Annotated in this window: 13 protein-coding genes and 1 pseudogene; 3 read left to right on the top strand and 11 right to left on the bottom strand. The window is 67.4% G+C overall.

Going from position 1 to position 16,585, the window contains the following annotated elements; all coding sequences use genetic code 11:
* Positions 1-140 precede the first annotated feature (140 nt).
* Complete coding sequence (purB, locus tag ACPUER_RS33505) at positions 141-1,529, top strand: adenylosuccinate lyase (RefSeq protein ID WP_425133185.1); 1,389 nt, start codon at positions 141-143, stop codon at positions 1,527-1,529.
* Between the two features lie 69 nt (positions 1,530-1,598).
* On the opposite strand, the gene ACPUER_RS33510 is transcribed toward purB, so the two are convergent.
* The gene (locus ACPUER_RS33510; protein ID WP_425133186.1) at positions 1,599-3,020 is read right to left on the bottom strand and encodes an NAD(P)/FAD-dependent oxidoreductase; all 1,422 of its coding nucleotides are present in this window, start codon (positions 3,018-3,020) and stop codon (positions 1,599-1,601) included.
* 273 nt (positions 3,021-3,293) lie between these two features.
* Between ACPUER_RS33510 and ACPUER_RS33515 the strand changes: the two genes are divergently transcribed.
* Positions 3,294-3,941 (top strand): TetR/AcrR family transcriptional regulator, encoded by a 648-nt coding sequence (locus ACPUER_RS33515; RefSeq protein WP_425133187.1) that lies wholly within the window; start codon positions 3,294-3,296, stop codon positions 3,939-3,941.
* 72 nt (positions 3,942-4,013) lie between these two features.
* Here the strand turns inward: ACPUER_RS33515 and ACPUER_RS33520 are convergent, their stop codons facing one another.
* The 4 genes from ACPUER_RS33520 to edd form a co-directional block, all read right to left on the bottom strand.
* Positions 4,014-4,517, bottom strand: a complete 504-nt coding sequence (locus ACPUER_RS33520; RefSeq protein WP_425133188.1) for a gluconokinase — start codon at positions 4,515-4,517, stop codon at positions 4,014-4,016.
* Between the two features lie 13 nt (positions 4,518-4,530).
* Entirely contained in the window at positions 4,531-5,892 is a 1,362-nt protein-coding gene (locus ACPUER_RS33525) for a GntP family permease (RefSeq protein ID WP_175963083.1), read from the bottom strand.
* A gap of 220 nt (positions 5,893-6,112) precedes the next feature.
* The gene (eda, locus tag ACPUER_RS33530) at positions 6,113-6,739 is read right to left on the bottom strand and encodes a bifunctional 4-hydroxy-2-oxoglutarate aldolase/2-dehydro-3-deoxy-phosphogluconate aldolase (RefSeq protein WP_034186432.1); all 627 of its coding nucleotides are present in this window, start codon (positions 6,737-6,739) and stop codon (positions 6,113-6,115) included.
* A 19-nt stretch (positions 6,740-6,758) separates the two neighbouring features.
* Complete coding sequence (gene edd, locus ACPUER_RS33535; protein ID WP_425133189.1) at positions 6,759-8,615, bottom strand: phosphogluconate dehydratase; 1,857 nt, start codon at positions 8,613-8,615, stop codon at positions 6,759-6,761.
* Between the two features lie 293 nt (positions 8,616-8,908).
* Between edd and ACPUER_RS33540 the strand changes: the two genes are divergently transcribed.
* The gene (locus tag ACPUER_RS33540) at positions 8,909-9,757 is read left to right on the top strand and encodes a MurR/RpiR family transcriptional regulator (RefSeq protein ID WP_011350936.1); all 849 of its coding nucleotides are present in this window, start codon (positions 8,909-8,911) and stop codon (positions 9,755-9,757) included.
* 99 nt (positions 9,758-9,856) lie between these two features.
* Here the strand turns inward: ACPUER_RS33540 and ACPUER_RS33545 are convergent, their stop codons facing one another.
* The 6 genes and pseudogenes from ACPUER_RS33545 to ACPUER_RS33570 all read right to left on the bottom strand — a co-directional run.
* Positions 9,857-10,279 (bottom strand): CopD family protein, encoded by a 423-nt coding sequence (locus ACPUER_RS33545; RefSeq protein ID WP_310138295.1) that lies wholly within the window; start codon positions 10,277-10,279, stop codon positions 9,857-9,859.
* A 17-nt stretch (positions 10,280-10,296) separates the two neighbouring features.
* Positions 10,297-11,568, bottom strand: a complete 1,272-nt coding sequence (locus ACPUER_RS33550) for a glutamate-5-semialdehyde dehydrogenase (protein WP_310138299.1) — start codon at positions 11,566-11,568, stop codon at positions 10,297-10,299.
* Between the two features lie 198 nt (positions 11,569-11,766).
* Positions 11,767-12,861: a DNA polymerase III subunit delta gene (gene holA / locus ACPUER_RS33555; RefSeq protein WP_425133190.1), complete on the bottom strand. Its 1,095-nt coding sequence runs from the start codon at positions 12,859-12,861 to the stop codon at positions 11,767-11,769.
* 18 nt (positions 12,862-12,879) lie between these two features.
* Positions 12,880-13,431, bottom strand: a complete 552-nt coding sequence (gene lptE / locus ACPUER_RS33560) for an LPS assembly lipoprotein LptE (RefSeq protein ID WP_034182717.1) — start codon at positions 13,429-13,431, stop codon at positions 12,880-12,882.
* 38 nt (positions 13,432-13,469) lie between these two features.
* The gene (gene leuS / locus ACPUER_RS33565; protein WP_425133191.1) at positions 13,470-16,064 is read right to left on the bottom strand and encodes a leucine--tRNA ligase; all 2,595 of its coding nucleotides are present in this window, start codon (positions 16,062-16,064) and stop codon (positions 13,470-13,472) included.
* A 294-nt stretch (positions 16,065-16,358) separates the two neighbouring features.
* Positions 16,359-16,508: pseudogene (locus ACPUER_RS33570) on the bottom strand (ExbD/TolR family protein); the annotation flags it as partial.
* Positions 16,509-16,585: the final 77 nt, after the last annotated feature.

Raw genomic sequence — 16,585 nt, forward strand, 5'->3', positions numbered from 1 at the left:
GCTGCGCACCGGGCTCCGGGGCGGCGTTGGCACGCGGCGGCGCCCGCCGGCTTGCGCGCGGCCGGGATCGTCGCGCGCCGATGGTAAAATGCCGGATTCTCCCTCCCCTCGCTCGACCCGGCCCCAAGGCCCGCCCGACCATGTCCGACACTCGTCCCGATACGCTTTTCGCCCTCACCGCGCTCTCGCCCATCGACGGCCGCTACGCCAGCAAGACCGAAGCGCTGCGCGACTGGCTCTCCGAAGCCGCCTTCATGCGCCACCGCGTCACCGTCGAGGTGCACTGGCTGATCGCGCTGTCGCGCGCCGGCTTCGCAGAAGTCCCGCGCTTCTCCGACGCGTCCGAGCAGTTCCTGCTGCAGCTCGCCGAGCGCTTCACCGCGCACGACGCCGCGCGCATCAAGGAAATCGAGCGCGTGACGAACCACGACGTGAAGGCCGTCGAATACTGGCTGAAGGAATCGGTGAAGGGCCAGGCCGAACTCGAGAAGGCAAGCGAATTCATCCACTTCGCGTGCACGTCCGAGGACATCAACAACACGTCGCACGGGATGATGCTCGCCGGCGCGCGCGAGCACGTGATCGTGCCGGCGCTGCGCACGGTCCACCAGCGCCTCGTCGCGCTCGCGCACGCGCATGCCGAACAGCCGATGCTGTCGCGCACGCACGGCCAGCCGGCCAGCCCGACGACGCTCGGCAAGGAACTCGCGAACGTCGCCGCGCGTCTCGCGCGTGCGATCGCCCGCATCGAGAAGGTCGAGATCCTCGGCAAGATGAACGGCGCGGTCGGCAACTTCAACGCGCACCTGTCCGCGTATCCGGAATTCGACTGGGAAGCGTTCTCGCGCGACGTGATCGAAAACCGCCTGAAGCTCACGTTCAACCCGTACACGATCCAGATCGAGCCGCACGACTACATGGCCGAGCTGTTCGACGCGGTCGCACGCGCGAACACGATCCTGCTCGACCTCGACCGCGACGTATGGGGCTACATCTCGGTCGGCTACTTCAAGCAGAAGACGAAGGCCGGCGAAATCGGCTCGTCGACGATGCCGCACAAGGTCAACCCGATCGACTTCGAAAACTCGGAAGGCAACCTCGGACTCGCGAACGCGACGCTGCGCCACCTCGCCGACAAGCTGCCGGTATCGCGCTGGCAGCGCGACCTGACCGATTCGACGGTGCTGCGCAACATGGGCGTCGCGCTCGGCTACTCGCTGCTCGCGTACGACTCGCTGATCCGAGGCCTCGACAAGCTCGAAGTGAACCCGCAGCGCCTGAACGAAGATCTCGACAACTGCTGGGAAGTGCTCGCCGAGCCGGTGCAGACGGTGATGCGCCGCTACGGCATCGAGAATCCGTACGAGCAGCTGAAGGAGCTGACGCGCGGCAAGGGCATCACGCGCGAAGCGCTGCAGCAGTTCGTCGGCACGCTCGCGATCCCGCAGAATGCGAAGGACCGCCTGCTCGCGATGACGCCCGCGTCGTACATCGGCAAGGCCGTCGAACTGGCGAAGCGGATCGCGTAAGCGCCGCCGTCGCCGGACGAACAAAAGCCCGCTGCGAGCAATCGCAGCGGGCTTTTTCCTATCAGGCGCTCAGAACGAAATCATCCGGCCCGGGTTGAGCGCGCTCATCACGCTCATCGCTGCTTTCGCGGCCGGAATCGCGATCGGCGACAACTGCCGGCCGAGCGGAATCTCGCGATGGTCGATGCCGGTCAGCATCGAGAAATCGTCGTTGCGGCCGACGAAATCGTCGCAGATCGCCTTGCCGATCCGCACCGTCTGCGCAACGCCGTGGCCGCTCCAGCCCTGCACCATGTACATCGGCACGCGGCCGTCGGTCTTGCGGCTGTCGGTGGCGCCGTTCAGCGTGAAGTCGCTGACGCCGCTCCAGCAGTAGTCGAGCGCGAAGCTGCCGTCGGCCTGCGGAAACACCGTGTTCAGCCGCGTCAGCAGATACGCGTTGACGTCGGGCTGCGCCCAGCAGCTGCCGGTGCCCTGCCCGCCGAACAGCAGCCGGTTGCCGCGCACCGGCCGGTAGTAGTCGATCTGGAACTGCGTGTCGTACACGGGCATGCCGGCCGGCATCAGCGTCGCAATGTCGACGTCGAGCGGCGCCGTCACGCTCACGTACGTGAAGAACGGCACGGTCGTCGTCGCACCGTCGTCGAGCAGCCGGAACGTCGTGTTGTGCAGCGCGAGCACGACGCCGCGGCGCGCAGTGATCGTGCCGCCCGGCGTCGTCGCGACGACGCCCGCAGGCGTCTCGTCGAGCTCGAGCACCTCGGTGCCCTCGAACAGCGCGCCGCCGTTCAGCCGGAAGCCGTGCACGAGGCCGCGCACGAGCGCGAGCGGATGGATCTGCCCGCCGATCGCGTCGATCGCCGCGCCGTGGTACAGCCCCGAGCGCACGTATTCGTCGTGCAGTTGATGGCGGCCGACGAGCGTCACGCCCGCGTCGCCGAGATGGCGGCGCGCATCCGCGCCGTCGAGCAGCGCGCTCATGTGGCCGGGGTGGACGGCCGCCGTGACGTGGCCGCGCTTGCGGTCGAGATCGAGCGCGTAACGCGCGCCGATCGCATCGATCAGGTCCATCGATTCGCCCGACGCGAAGCGCCACAGCCGCTTCGCATCGTCGTGCGACAGGTGGTCGATCATGTCGGCCGCCTCCCAGCGCGCGAGGCCGGGCGTCAACTGCCCGCCGTTGCGGCCCGACGCTGCCGAGCCGACGTGATGCTTGTCGACGAGGATCGTGTCGACGCCCGCTTCCGCGAGATGCAGCGCGGCCGATGCGCCGAGCAGACCCGCGCCGATCACGAGCACGTCGCACACGGCGTCGTGCGCGAGCGGCGCGCCGTTCGCGTGGCGCGACAGCGACGCCTCGTACCAGTTGGCCGGGCGCTCGCCGTCGTAGCGGGCCGGGTTGCACCAGTTCCAGTTGTCTTTTTCGATGTTCAGTTGCGTTTGCTCGAAACGCGATTCGCCCTGGATCAGGGGTTGGTGATTGGAGGTCATGATTGCACTTGCATGGTAGGGCCGCCTGTCGATGAGCCTTCTGGCTTCGCGGGTGGGGCAGCCGGTTCCACTTGGGTGTCAACGAGATAAAGGGCGCGATGGCCCGTGTTGACGGCGGACACGTTCGTGCCGCCTGGGTCCCGGACCGTGCGAAAGCACGCATTGATCAGTGCCGGGACACCCAATTTCTACACCGCAGAAATAATTCTACAGTGTAGAATAAGCTTTCGTCAAGTTTACAGCCGGGTCTGCGCCGGCTGCCCAGTCCGATCGATGAAAGACAAACCCGCCCAGGGCCCGCGCGGCCTCGACAAGGACGCGATCGTCGCGGCCGCGCTCGCGCTGCTCGAAGACGTCGGCGAAGCCGCGTTCAGCGTACGCAAGCTCGCGCAGTCGGTCGGCTGCGACCCGATGAGCGTGCTGTATCACTTCAAGTCGAAGGACGGCCTGAGCCGCGCGATCGCGAACGCGTTGTCGCGCTCGCTCGTGCCGGTCGACGACGCGCTGCCGTGGCGCGAACGGCTGCGCGATCTCGCGCGCCAGTACCGCGTGCTCGCGCTGCGCCACCCGGCCGCGTTCGCGCTGCTGCAGCGCCACATGAGCACGGGGCCGGCCGATCTCGCGCACATCGAGGCCGTGCACCGCGCGCTGGCCGACGCCGGCATTCCGCGCGCGGCGCTGCCGTCGGTGTGCGTCGGCTGGTATGCGAGCGTGATCGGGCTCGCCGCCGCCGAGGCCGGCGGTCTCACGCGGCCCGCGAACGACGTGGAGCTGGCGGAAATGAACGCGCTGTCGGACACCGAGCATCCGCTCGTCAGGTCGGCCGCCCCGCTCTATGCGCAGCTCGATCCGGAGATCGTGCACGACACGATGCTCGACGTGCTGCTCGACGGCATCGCGAAGCGCGCGCACGCGGCCTGACCGGCTGGCGCGCCGCCAACGAAAAAGCGCCCCGAAGGGCGCCTTTTTCATCACGATTGCCGCGAATCGCGCTCAGTGCTGCTGCGCGAGACCGATCTTCACCATCACCTGATCGACGATCTGTTCGGGCGTCAGCTCGATGCTGACCACGATCGCTTCGTCCGGGGCCGGCTCCTCGAGCGTGTCGAGCTGGCTCTTCAGCAGCGACGGATCGAAGAAATGGCCGGTGCGGGTCTTCAGGCGCTCGCGCAATACGTCGAACGAACCCTGCAGATACACGAACCGCACGTCGGTGTCGGTGCCGCGCAGCACGTCGCGGTACGAACGCTTCAGCGACGAGCACGTGAACACGGCCGTCTCGCCCGCGCGCTGCTTTTCCTCGATGGCCTCGCGGATCGAGCGCAGCCACGGCCAGCGGTCGTCGTCGGTGAGCGGAATGCCGTTGTGCATCTTTTCCTTGTTCGCCGCGCTGTGAAACGCGTCGCCGTCGGTATAGCTGCACGACAGGCGTTCCGCCAGCATTTCGCCGATTCGCGACTTGCCCGCGCCCGACACGCCCATTGCGATCAGAATCATTGACTACCCCTTGTTACAAAACCATGCTCAGCAGCAGCGTGAAGCTCAGGCCGAGCACCGAGATGATCGTTTCGAGCAGCGTCCAGGTCTTGAACGTCTGGCCGACCGTCATCCCGAAATATTCCTTGATCAGCCAGAAGCCGCCGTCGTTCACGTGCGAGAAGATCAGCGAGCCCGAGCCCGTCGCGAGCACCAGCAGTTCCGGACGGACCGCCGCCCCCGATGCCGCCGCGATCGGTGCGACGATGCCGCAGGCGGTCGTCATCGCGACCGTCGCCGAGCCCGTGGCCAGACGAATCAGCGCGGCGACGAACCAGCCGAGCAGCAGCGGCGACAGGTGCGCCTGCGTGGCGGTTGCGACGATCTGCTGCGAGATCCCGCTATCACGCAGGATACCGCCAAAGCCGCCGCCCGCGCCGACGATCAGCGTGATCCCGGCGATCGGTGCCAGGCACTCGCCGCAGAACTTCTGGATCTGGTCGCGGTTGAAGCCCTGCAGCTTGCCGAACGTGAAGAAGCTCACGAGCACGGCGATCAGCAGCGCGACGTCCGAGTTGCCGGCGAAGCGCAGCAGGTTGTTCGGCAGCGTCTTCGGCGCGAAGACCAGGTCGGCCCAGCTGCCGACCAGCATCAGGATCACCGGCAGCAGGATCGTGAACAGCGTGATGCCGAAGCCCGGCAGCTCGCGCTTCTTGCCTTCGGTGTGCGACTCGACGAATTGCGCGGCGAGCGGGTTGTTCTCCGGCAGCTTCACGAACTTCGAGATCGTCAGCGCGAACAGCGGGCCCGCGACGATCGCGGTCGGCACGCCGACGATCAGGCCGAATGCGATCGTCTTGCCGATATCGGCGCCGTACTGCTGGACCGCGAGCAGCGCGGCCGGGTGCGGCGGGATCAGCCCGTGCACGACCGACAGGCCGGCCACCATCGGCAGGCCGACGACGAGCAGCGACTTGCCGGTGCGCTTCGCGACGTTGAACGCGATCGGGATCAGCAGCACGAAGCCGACTTCGAAGAACACCGGCAGGCCGACGATGATCGCGACGAACATCATCGCCCAATGGATGTTCTTTTCACCGAACCAGTCGATCAGCGTGGTCGCGATCCGTTCGGCGCCGCCCGATTCGGCCATCATCTTGCCGAGCATCGTGCCGAGGCCGACGACGATCGCGATGTGGCCGAGCGTATTGCCGTTGCCCGTCTCGAACGACTTGACGATCTTGTCCATCGGCATCCCGACCACCAGGCCGAGGCCGAGCGACACGATGATGAGCACCAGGAACGGATAGATCTTGAACCGCGCGATCATCACGATCAACGCCACGATCGCGATCACGGTATAGATGAGCAGCATGCTGCCTTGGACAGCCCCCATGTGGACTCCTCCTTGGGATTATTCGAACCGGGCGGATCGTTGCGAGTATGCCCGGCTGTGCAGGTCTCCGAAACAGCGGGGAGACCCCCACCGTCAGGACGCTGAATTTTACTTATCTTTAGGGTTCGCGGATAGAACCGGTTCCATCAGCAAAAACCCTCGGTAAAACAAGCACTAAGCGCTTGTCTTCCGAGGGTCAAACCGTCATTCCGTACAAATCTTAACGGGGCAGCTGACTCGCAGCTTGCGCGAGGCGCGTGACTTCGGCCCAGTCCTGCGCGGCGAGCGCCGCCTTCGGCGTGAGCCACGAGCCGCCGACGCACACGACGTTCGGCAGCTTCAGGAAATTCGGCGCGGTGTCGACCGTGATGCCGCCCGTCGGGCAGAACTTCAGCGCCGGGAACGGGCCGTGGAACGCCTGCAGCATCGGCACGCCGCCCGCCTGCTGCGCGGGGAAGAACTTCACGATCTCGTAGCCGAATTCGAGCGCCTGGATGATGTCGCTCGGCGTCATCACGCCCGGCAGCAGCGGCAGGCCCGCGTCGAGCGACGCGAGGTGCAGGTCCTTCGTCAGGCCCGGCGACACGCCGAACTTCGCGCCCGCGCGCTTCGCCTGCGCGCAGTGCTCGGGCTTCGTGATCGTGCCGACGCCGACGACGATGTCGTCCGCGAGCTGGCTCGCGCGCTGGATCGCCTCCAGGCCGGCCGGCGTGCGCAGCGTGATCTCGAGCACCTTCACGCCGCCCGCGTGCAACGCGCGCGACACGTGCTCGCCCTGCTCGACCGAGTCGAATGCGAGCACCGGAATGACCGGGCCCAGCTTCACGATTTCAGCAATCGTCTTCATCAAATTCGCTCCTTGAAATTCATGCGTCGACGCGGACGGCCGCTTCGCCGACCAGCGCCCCGAAAACCGATGCGCCCTGCTCGGCCGGCGCCGCGGCCGCGCGGAACACGCCGAACAGTTCGCGCCCGAAACCGACCTCGTTCTCGGCCTGGTGCAGCGGCTGCGCGACCGGGCGCGCGTGCCACTCGGCGTCGTCGACCTCGATGTCGAGCACGCCGGCTTCCGCGTCGATCACGAGCGTGTCGCCCGTCTTCACCTTGCCGAGCGGGCCGGCCAGCAGCGCTTCCGGCGACACGTGGATCACGGCCGGCACCTTGCCCGACGCGCCCGACATGCGGCCGTCGGTCACCAGCGCGACGTGGAAGCCCTGATCCTGCAGCACGCCGAGCAGCGGCGTCAAACGGTGCAGCTCGGGCATCCCGTTCGCGCGCGCGCCCTGGAAGCGCACGACCGCGACGAAATCGCGCTTCAGCTCGCCGCGATCGAACGCTTCCTGCACGGCTTCCTGCGAATCGAACACGATCGCGGGCGCCGTCACCTTGCGGTGCTCGGGCGCGACCGCCGAAATCTTGATCACGCCGCGGCCGAGCCGACCCTGCATCAGGCGCAGGCCGCCGTCCGGCTGGAACGGGTCGCGAATGCCGCGCAGCACCTTCGTGTCGTGGCTCTCGGCCGCGCCGTCGACCCACGTGAGCTTGCCGTCGATCAGCTTCGGCTCCTTCGTGTAGTGCGACAGCCCACGGCCGGCAACTGTCGTCACGTCCTCGTGCAGCAGCCCGCCTTCGAGCAGGTTGCGCACCAGGAACGCGACGCCGCCCGCCGCGTGGAAGTGGTTCACGTCGGCCTTGCCGTTCGGATAGATCTTCGCGAGCAGCGGCACGGCGGCCGACAGTTCGTCGAAATCGTTCCAGTCGATCAGGATGCCGGCCGCGCGCGCGATCGCGACGAGATGCAGCGTGTGGTTGGTCGAGCCGCCCGTCGCGAGCAGCGCGACGATCCCGTTGACGATCGCCTTCTCGTCGATCACATGGCCGATCGGCGTGTAGCGGCCGCGCTCGACGGTCAGGTCGAGCACGCGGCGCGCGGCCTCGGCCGTCAGCGCGGTGCGCAGCGGCGTGTGCGGATGGACGAACGCCGAACCCGGCAGGTGCAGGCCCATCAGCTCCATCAGCATCTGGTTGCTGTTCGCGGTGCCGTAGAACGTGCAGGTGCCGTGGCCGTGATATGCGGCCGATTCGGCTTCGAGCAGCGCGTCGCGGCCGACCTGGCCGGTCGCGAACTGCTGGCGGATCTTCGCCTTGTCGTCGTTCGACAGGCCGCTCGTCATCGGGCCGGCCGGCACGAAGATGGTCGGCAGGTGGCCGAACTGCAGCGCGCCGATCAGGAGGCCCGGCACGATCTTGTCGCAGATGCCGAGGCAGAGCGCCGCGTCGAACATGTTGTGCGTGAGCGCGATCGCCGTGCCCATCGCGATCGCCTCGCGCGAGAACAGCGACAGCTCCATCCCCGGGTTGCCCTGCGTGACGCCGTCGCACATCGCCGGCACGCCGCCCGCGAACTGCGCGACACCGCCGTTCTCGCGCGCGGCGGCCTTGATGATGTCGGGGAAATCCTTGTACGGCGCGTGCGCGGACAGCATCTCGTTGTACGAGGACACGATGCCGATGTTCGGCTCGCGGATTGTCTTGATCGCGAACTTGTCGCTGCCCTCGAGGCCCGCGAAGCCGTGCGCGAGGTTCGCGCAGGACAGCGCGCCGCGCGCCGGGAACTTGCCCTGCGCGCCGTCGATGCGGTGCAGATAGGCGGAACGGGTCGATTGGCTGCGGGCGATCACGCGTTCGGTGACCTTCGCCAGAGTGGGGTGCAGCGACGTCATGCTGGGCGCTCCTGTATGCCGGCCGACACCGGCGGTTGGAATCGTGGGGACGGTCGAATGCATCGACTGAACGAAGCCAGTCTAGTAGAAAAACTACAAGCATGCAATGCAGATCGATTCGCGCGCAACCCTCGTTCCCGCCACCAGCATGGCTTTAATCAGTAAAAACCCTAATTACCCCCACCGTCATCGCGCCGCAAGCACTGCAATAACGCTAGCATTTCCATGTAGATTTTCTACAATTCGATTGCGATACACTCGCTCATCCGAACCCGATTTCCAGCCACTGCCCCATGCTGCCTCGCATTGAAGCGATCCGCGCCGAGCTGCGCCCGTCCGAGCGCAAGCTCGCCGACTACATCCTCGCCGCGCCGCGCGAGGTGCTCGACCTCGCGATGACCGAGCTGTCGACGCGCGCGGGCGTCAGCCAGCCGACGATCGCGCGCTTCTGCCAGGCGCTCGGCTGCAGCGGCTTTCGCGAATTCAAGATCCGGCTCGCGCAGAGCGTCGCGCCGGGCGTGTCGTCGGTGTATCGCGACGTCGAGCCCGACGAACCGGCGCCCGGCATCATCGGCAAGGTGTTCGACCGCACGATCGGCGCGCTGATCGAGGTTCGCAACAGCCTGTCCGCGGGCAGCGTCGCCGATGCGATCGCGCTTCTGTCGAACGCGTCGCGCATCGAGTTCTACGGCGCCGGCGGCTCGGGCATCGCCGCGCAGGACATCCAGCACAAGTTCTTCCGGCTCGGCGTGCCGAGCGTCGCGTATTCGGATCCGCACACGTTCTCGATGTCGTCGGCGCTGCTCGGGCCGCACGATGTCGTCGTCGCGATCTCGAACACCGGCCGCACGCGCGACATCGTCGACGCCGCGCGCTCCGCGCTCGCGTGCGGCGCGAAAGTCGTCGCGATCACGCAGAGCCATTCGCCGCTCGCGAAGCTCGCGACGGTGAGCCTCGCGTCGAACGTCGCCGAGGAAACGGACGTGTTCTCGCCGATGACGTCGCGGATGTCGCATCTCGCGATCGGCGACATCCTCGCGGTCGGCGTCGCGCTGTCGCGCGGCCCCGCGCTGATGGAACGGGTCGGCCGCGCGAAGGAAGCGATCACGCGCCGGCGGATCGACGACGGCGCGAAAGATTGAACAGGCGCCACACGGAAACAGTGCGTAAACGAACAACGGCGCCCCAAGGGGCGCCGTTGCGCATGGAATCGACGCCGGCAGCCTCGCCGGCCGTACCGCTCAAAACGGCTTGATCACGACCAGCGCGACCGCCGCGAGCATGCCGAGCACCGGCAGCTCGTTGAACACGCGGTACCACTTGTCGGTGCGGGTGTTCTCGCCGCGCTCGAACACCCGCAGCAGGTACCCGCAGTATGCGTGATAGACGATGAGCAGCAGCACGACCGTCACCTTCGCATGGATCCAGCCCTGCCCCTGGCCGATGCCGATCGCGAGCCAGAGCCATAGCCCGCAGGCCAGCGCCGGCACCGCGATCATCGTCATGAAGCGGAACAGCTTGCGCGCCATCAGCAGCAGGCGTCGCACCGCGGCCGGATCGGTTTCCATGGCCAGGTTCACGTAGATGCGCGGCAGGTAGAACAGCCCCGCGAACCACGCGGCGATCAGAACGATATGGAACGTCTTGATCCAGAGCATTGCCATCGGTTGTGCGCCTCGCTTTACTGGCGGCCTTCGCCGTGTCCGAGCACGACGTACTTCAGCGACGTCAGCCCTTCCAGGCCCACGGGGCCGCGTGCGTGCAGCTTGTCGTTCGAGATGCCGATTTCCGCGCCGAGACCGAATTCGAAGCCGTCCGCGAAGCGCGTCGACGCGTTGACCATCACGCTCGCCGAATCGACCTCGCGCAGGAAACGCATCGCGCGGTCGTGATCCTCGGTGACGATCGCATCCGTGTGATGCGAGCCGTATTGGTTGATGTGCTCGATTGCGGCGTCGAGGCCGTCGACCACCTTGATCGCGAGCACCGGCGCGAGATATTCGGTGTGCCAGTCTTCCTCGGTCGCGTCGACGAGCGGGCCGACGCCCGCGTCGGCGAGCACCGCGCGCGCGGCCGCATCGACGCGCAGCTCGACCTGCTTGTCGCGATACAGCCTGCCGAGCGGCGGCAGCAGCTTCTCCGCGATGCCGCTCGCGACGAGCAGCGTCTCCATCGTGTTGCAGGTGCCGTAGCGGTGCGTCTTCGCGTTGTCGCAGACGGTCAGCGCCTTGTCGAGATCGGCGCGATCGTCGACGTACACGTGACAGATGCCGTCGAGGTGCTTGATCATCGGCACGCGCGCCTCGTTGATCAGGCGCTCGATCAGGCTCTTGCCGCCGCGCGGCACGATCACGTCGACGTATTCGGTCATCGTGATCAGCTTGCCGACCGCCGCGCGATCGGCCGTCGCGACGACCTGCACCGCGTCCTGCGGCAAGCCGGCCGCCGCGAGCCCTTCGCCGATCAGCTTCGCGAGCGCCGTGTTCGATTCGAGCGCTTCGGAGCCGCCGCGCAGGATCGTCGCATTGCCCGACTTCAGGCACAGCGCGGCCGCATCGATCGTCACGTTCGGGCGCGATTCGTAGATGATGCCGATCACGCCGAGCGGCACACGCATCTGGCCAACCTGGATCCCGCTCGGGCGGTACTTGAGGTTGCCGATCTCGCCGATCGGATCGGCCAGCGACGCAACCTGGCGCAGGCCTTCGACCATCGTATTCAACGCCTTGTCCGACAGCGTCAGGCGGTCGACGAACGCCGCATCGAGCCCTTTTTCACGGGCGCGGGCGACGTCGCGCGCATTCGCGTCCTTCAGCGTCTGCGCGTCGCGTTCGATCGCGCGGGCCACGGCGTCGAGCGCCGCGTTCTTCGCGGCCGTGCTGGCGCGCGCCATCGCGCGGGAAGCGTGCCGGGCGCGACGGCCCAGGTCGGTCATGTACTGATCGATATCCATCGTGTGACTCGAGAAGCAAGCCGCGCTGGGCGGCATGAATTCGTGGGGAAGCGAGGGGACGGCCATCCGTGGGGCGGCCATCCGCGGGTGGCCATCCATGGGGCGCGGCGGCCGGAAGGCCGCGCCGCGGATGGCCGCCCCGGCTTTCGAAGCATTGTAAGCGGGTTGCGCAGCGCGCGCTGAAGGCCCGAACGGGGCTTAACGCCGCACGCGACCCGCGGTCGGCGGTCGCTCGCCGCGCGCGCCCGCGACCGTCATCGCCAGCTGGAACAGCCCGTCCCACGGATCGGGCGGCGGTTGGTCCTGCGTGCGGCGGCCCGGCACGACGGCCGTGAGCCCCTTGACCTGCCGGTCGAGCTGCGCGGCGAACGCGAGCGCCTTCTCGAGCACGGGTTCCGACACGCGGTTCAGCGCGGGGCCGATCAGCCGTTCGCGCGGGCCCCACACGCGGTTCTCGCGCAGCAGCGTCGCCAGCGGCTTGCCGGCCGTCGCGCCGCGCTTGATCCGCAGCAGCGTTCGCAGTTCCTCGACGACGGCCCACATCACGAGCACGATCGCCTCGCCCTCGCCCTTCAGCCCGTCGATCATCCGCGCGAGCCGTGCGGCGTCGCCGGCGAGCATCGCTTCGTTCAGCTTGAACACGTCGTAGCGCGCGACGTTCAGCACCGCATCGTGCACCTGCTCGAACGACAGCGCGCCTTGCGGATACAGCAGCCCGAGCTTCTGGATTTCCTGGTGTGCGGCGAGCAGGTTGCCTTCGACGCGCTCCGCGATGAACTGCAGCGCGCGCCGCCCGTCGTCGCCGGCCGCGACGCGCTGGCCCTGCATCGACAGGCGCTGGCCGATCCAGTTCGGCAGTTGCACGCGGTCGACCGGATCGATCTTCAGCGCGACGCCGCCGTTCTGCAACGCGGTAAACCACGCGGATTTCTGCGTGGCCGCGTCAAGGCGCGGCAGCGTGACGAGCATCAGCGCATCGGGATTGGCGGCGGCCGCGAGCGTCTTCAGCGCATCGGCGCCTTCCTTGCCGGGCTTGCCCGACGGAATGCGCAGCTCGATCAGCTGGCGCTCGCCGAACAGCGACATCGCCTGGGTCGCGCCGAGCAGCACGCTCCAGTCGAAGCCGCGCTCGACCGTATGCACCGAACGCTCGGTGAAGCCGGCCGCGCGCGCGGCCGCACGAATGCGGTCGCATGCTTCCTGCGCGAGCAGCGGCTCGTCGCCGTAGACGGTATAGAGCCCGGCCAACCCCTTCGCGAGGTGCGGCTCCAGCGCATCAAGTCGCAATTGCATCGGTGCGTGCGCCGTCGATCAGAGCGGCGGCGGCGGCAGCGGCGCGCGCGGCGCGACGCCCGGCACCACGTCCTCCGGCGCCGGCGTCAGCGAGTGGACGATCGCGAGACGCCGCATCAACTGGTCGACCGCATCGTTCTGCATGTCGCCGTACAGGATGTCGGCTTCCTGCGCCTTCGCGTTCGTGTACTGGTCGCTGTACGTCATCGCGCGGTTCAGCGCGATCGCGCTCGGCGGGATCAGCACGGTGCCGTCCTTGCTCGTCAGCGTGTAGTTCAGCGTATAGAACAGCGCGTACTCCTGCGCCGAGCCGTACTTGTTGAGCGTCAGCGTGTTCTGGCCACGCGACTCCCACATGCGCAGCACGGCGTCGGCGTCGTCCGCCGACTTGACGATCTTCGTGTCGCTGCCGGCCTCGACGAGGCGCGTCAGCCGCGCCTCGACGGGCGCCGGCGCGCCGGCCACCAGCAGGTGCTTGAACGCATAGTCCTGCTGGCCCCGCAACTGGAAGCCGCATGCCGACAGCGCAACCGCGCTGCCGACGAGCATCAAAAACGATCTGCGGATCACCTTCGCTCCTTCTGGGTACGTCCGACGGCCGGCGGCCGTCAGACGACGATGTTCACGAGGCGGCCCGGCACGACGACGATCTTCTTCGCCGGCTTGCCGTCGCTGAACTTCGCGAACGCGTCGTCGGCCACCGCCGCGGCTTCGATCGCCTCGCGGCTCGCGTCCTTCGCGACCTTCAACGCGCCGCGCACCTTGCCGTTCACCTGCAGCACGAGTTCGATCTCGGCCTGCTCGAGCGCGGCTTCGTCGACCTTCGGCCACGGTGCATCGAGCAGCGGGCCGAATTCGTCCGCGTAGCCGAGCGCCTTCCACAGCTCGAACGTGACGTGCGGCACGACCGGGTACAGCACGCGCAGCAGCACGCCGTACGTTTCGCGCAGCACGCCGGGCGTCGCGCCCTTCGCGCCGTCGACCGCGTTCAGCATCTTCATCGCGGCCGATACGACCGTGTTGTACTGCAGGCGCTGGTAGTCGAAATCGGCCTGCTTCAGCACGCTGTAGATCTCGCGGCGCAGCGCCTTGTCGGCTTCGCCGAGCGCGGCCGCATCGAAGCCCGCGCGCGCGGCGAGCGCTTCGCGGTTCGCGTAACCGAAGCTCCACACGCGGCGCAGGAAGCGGCTCGCGCCCTCGACGCCGGCGCCCGACCACTCGAGCTGCTGCTCGGGCGGTGCGGCGAACATCGTGAACAGGCGCGCGGTATCGGCACCGTACAGGTCGATCAGCACCTGCGGATCGACACCGTTGTTCTTCGACTTCGACATCTTCTCGATGCCGCCGAGCACGACCGGCTGGCCGTCCGTGTTCAGCGTCGCGCCGACCGGGCGGCCCTTGTCGTCGTGCGTGACCGTCACGTCGGCCGGGTTGTACCAGGTCTTCTTGCCCGCTGCGTCTTCGCGGTAGAACGTCTCGTTCAGCACCATCCCCTGCGTGAGCAGGTTCTTCGCCGGCTCGCCGAACTTCACGAGGCCGAGGTCGCGCATCACCTTGGTCCAGAAGCGCGAATACAGCAGGTGCAGGATCGCGTGCTCGATGCCGCCGATGTATTGATCCATCGGCATCCAGTAGTCGGTGCGCGCGTCGACCATCGTCTCGGCGTCCGGCGCCGTGTAGCGCGAGAAGTACCACGACGAATCGACGAAGGTGTCCATCGTGTCGGTTTCGCGCTTCGCGGCCGCGCCGCACTTCGGGCACGTGCAGTTCAGAAACGCTTCCGACTTCGCGAGCGGGTTGCCCGAGCCGTCCGGCACGAGGTCTTCCGGCAGCACGACGGGCAGATCTTTCTCCGGCACCGGCACGTCGCCGCACGACGGGCAGTGGATGATCGGGATCGGCGTGCCCCAGTAGCGCTGGCGCGATACGCCCCAGTCGCGCAGGCGCCACGTGACCTGCTTGTCGCCGAAGCCGCCGGCCTTCAGGTCGGCCGCGATCGCGTCGACCGCCGCGCCGTATGCGAGGCCGTCGTACTTGCCGCTGTTGACGCAGGCTGCGACTTCCTTGTCGCCGTACCACTCCTGCCACGCGTCGAGCGAGTACGTCTGGCCTTCGGCCGCGATCACCTGCTTGATCGGCAGGTCGTATTTCTTCGCGAACGCGAAGTCGCGCTCGTCGTGCGCGGGCACACCCATCACCGCGCCTTCGCCATAGCTCATCAGCACGTAGTTGCCGATCCACACCTCGACGGGCTCGCCCGTCAGCGGATGCGTGACCGAGAAGCCCGTCGCGACGCCCTTCTTCTCCATCGTCGCGACGTCGGCCTCGGCGACGCCGCCGCGCTTGCATTCGTCGATGAACGCCAGCAGTTCCGGCTTGTCCTGTGCAAGGCGCGTGGCGAGCGGGTGCTCGGCCGCGACCGCGCAGAACGTGACGCCCATGATCGTGTCGGCGCGCGTCGTGAACACGCGCAACAGCTTCTTCTCGCCGTCGAGTTCGTACGGGAAGCCGAAGTTCACGCCGAAGCTCTTGCCGATCCAGTTCTGCTGCATGATCTTCACGCGCTCGGGCCAGCCGAGGCCGTCGAGATCGTTCAGCAGCTCATCCGCGTACTGCGTGATCCGCAGGTAGTACATCGGGATCTCGCGCTTCTCGACGAGCGCGCCCGAACGCCAGCCGCGGCCGTCGATCACCTGCTCGTTCGCGAGCACGGTCTGGTCGACCGGGTCCCAGTTCACGGTGCCCGTCTTCTTGTACGCGATGCCCTTCTCGAGCATCTTCAGGAACAGCCACTGGTTCCACTTGTAGTAGTCGGGCTTGCACGTCGCGATCTCGCGCGACCAGTCGATCGCGAGGCCCATCGACTGCATCTGGCCCTTCATGTAGTCGATGTTGTCGTAGGTCCACTTCGCGGGCGGCACGCCGTTCGCCATCGCGGCGTTTTCGGCCGGCATCCCGAACGCATCCCAGCCCATCGGCATCAGCGTGTTGTAGCCGTTCATCCGCAGATAGCGGTACATCACGTCGTTGATCGTGTAGTTGCGCACGTGACCCATGTGCAGCTTGCCGGACGGGTACGGCAGCATCGACACGCAGTAGAACTTCGGCTTCTGCGAATCTTCCTTCGTCTTGTAGGCATCGGCTGCGCGCCAGTCGCCCTGGGCGGCGGCTTCGACGTCGGCGGGTACGTATCTCTCGTGCATGGTGTGGTTCGGACTAGGCTTTAAGCGGCGCGACGGCTCGCGCGCAGGAGTGGATCGAAATTCGTGCTTGCCCGGCGGACCTGCAGGTTCGCTGTTGCCGAACCTGTTCACGGTTTCCGGGTATTTTCCGGGTAACCCGCAGCATGCCCGGGTAGCCTGGAAAATTCCGGGTTACCTTGAAAAAGCCTGCCAACCGGGAAAAACGACGATTATACCGCCCGCGCCGGTTCATTCGGCCGGTCTCGCGGCGGTCGGCCGATCCCGCGGCGGGCGCGGACCGGCCGGAAGATCCGCTCAGCGGTTCGCCGGCACGGCAGACGGCGCGGCGGAACCGCCCGCCTGCGGCGGCACGTCGGTCACGAAGCCGATCCGCGTGAGGCCCGCGGCCTGCGCGGCACCCATCACCTGCGCGATCACGTCGTAGCGCGGCGGGCGGGCCCGCCGCCCCCCCCCCCCGGGCGCCCCGCCCCCCCCCCGCCCCCCCCGCCACCCCCCACCTAATAAAAAAAAAAACTAAACCA

It is taken from the genome of Burkholderia sp. DN3021 (assembly GCF_049805555.1).
Classification (GTDB): domain Bacteria; phylum Pseudomonadota; class Gammaproteobacteria; order Burkholderiales; family Burkholderiaceae; genus Burkholderia; species Burkholderia pyrrocinia_C.

Bases quoted from the DNA above. Each gene is read 5' to 3' on its own strand.
- ACPUER_RS33540 (WP_011350936.1), top strand. From the start codon at position 8,909: ATGCTGCCTCGCATTGAAGCGATCCGCGCCGAGCTGCGCCCGTCCGAG.
- leuS (WP_425133191.1), bottom strand. From the start codon at position 16,064: ATGCACGAGAGATACGTACCCGCCGACGTCGAAGCCGCCGCCCAGGGC.
- ACPUER_RS33545 (WP_310138295.1), bottom strand. From the start codon at position 10,279: ATGGCAATGCTCTGGATCAAGACGTTCCATATCGTTCTGATCGCCGCG.
- purB (WP_425133185.1), top strand. From the start codon at position 141: ATGTCCGACACTCGTCCCGATACGCTTTTCGCCCTCACCGCGCTCTCG.
- ACPUER_RS33525 (WP_175963083.1), bottom strand. From the start codon at position 5,892: ATGGGGGCTGTCCAAGGCAGCATGCTGCTCATCTATACCGTGATCGCG.
- holA (WP_425133190.1), bottom strand. From the start codon at position 12,861: ATGCAATTGCGACTTGATGCGCTGGAGCCGCACCTCGCGAAGGGGTTG.
- ACPUER_RS33520 (WP_425133188.1), bottom strand. From the start codon at position 4,517: ATGATTCTGATCGCAATGGGCGTGTCGGGCGCGGGCAAGTCGCGAATC.
- eda (WP_034186432.1), bottom strand. From the start codon at position 6,739: ATGAAGACGATTGCTGAAATCGTGAAGCTGGGCCCGGTCATTCCGGTG.
- edd (WP_425133189.1), bottom strand. From the start codon at position 8,615: ATGACGTCGCTGCACCCCACTCTGGCGAAGGTCACCGAACGCGTGATC.
- ACPUER_RS33510 (WP_425133186.1), bottom strand. From the start codon at position 3,020: ATGACCTCCAATCACCAACCCCTGATCCAGGGCGAATCGCGTTTCGAG.
- ACPUER_RS33515 (WP_425133187.1), top strand. From the start codon at position 3,294: ATGAAAGACAAACCCGCCCAGGGCCCGCGCGGCCTCGACAAGGACGCG.
- ACPUER_RS33550 (WP_310138299.1), bottom strand. From the start codon at position 11,568: ATGGATATCGATCAGTACATGACCGACCTGGGCCGTCGCGCCCGGCAC.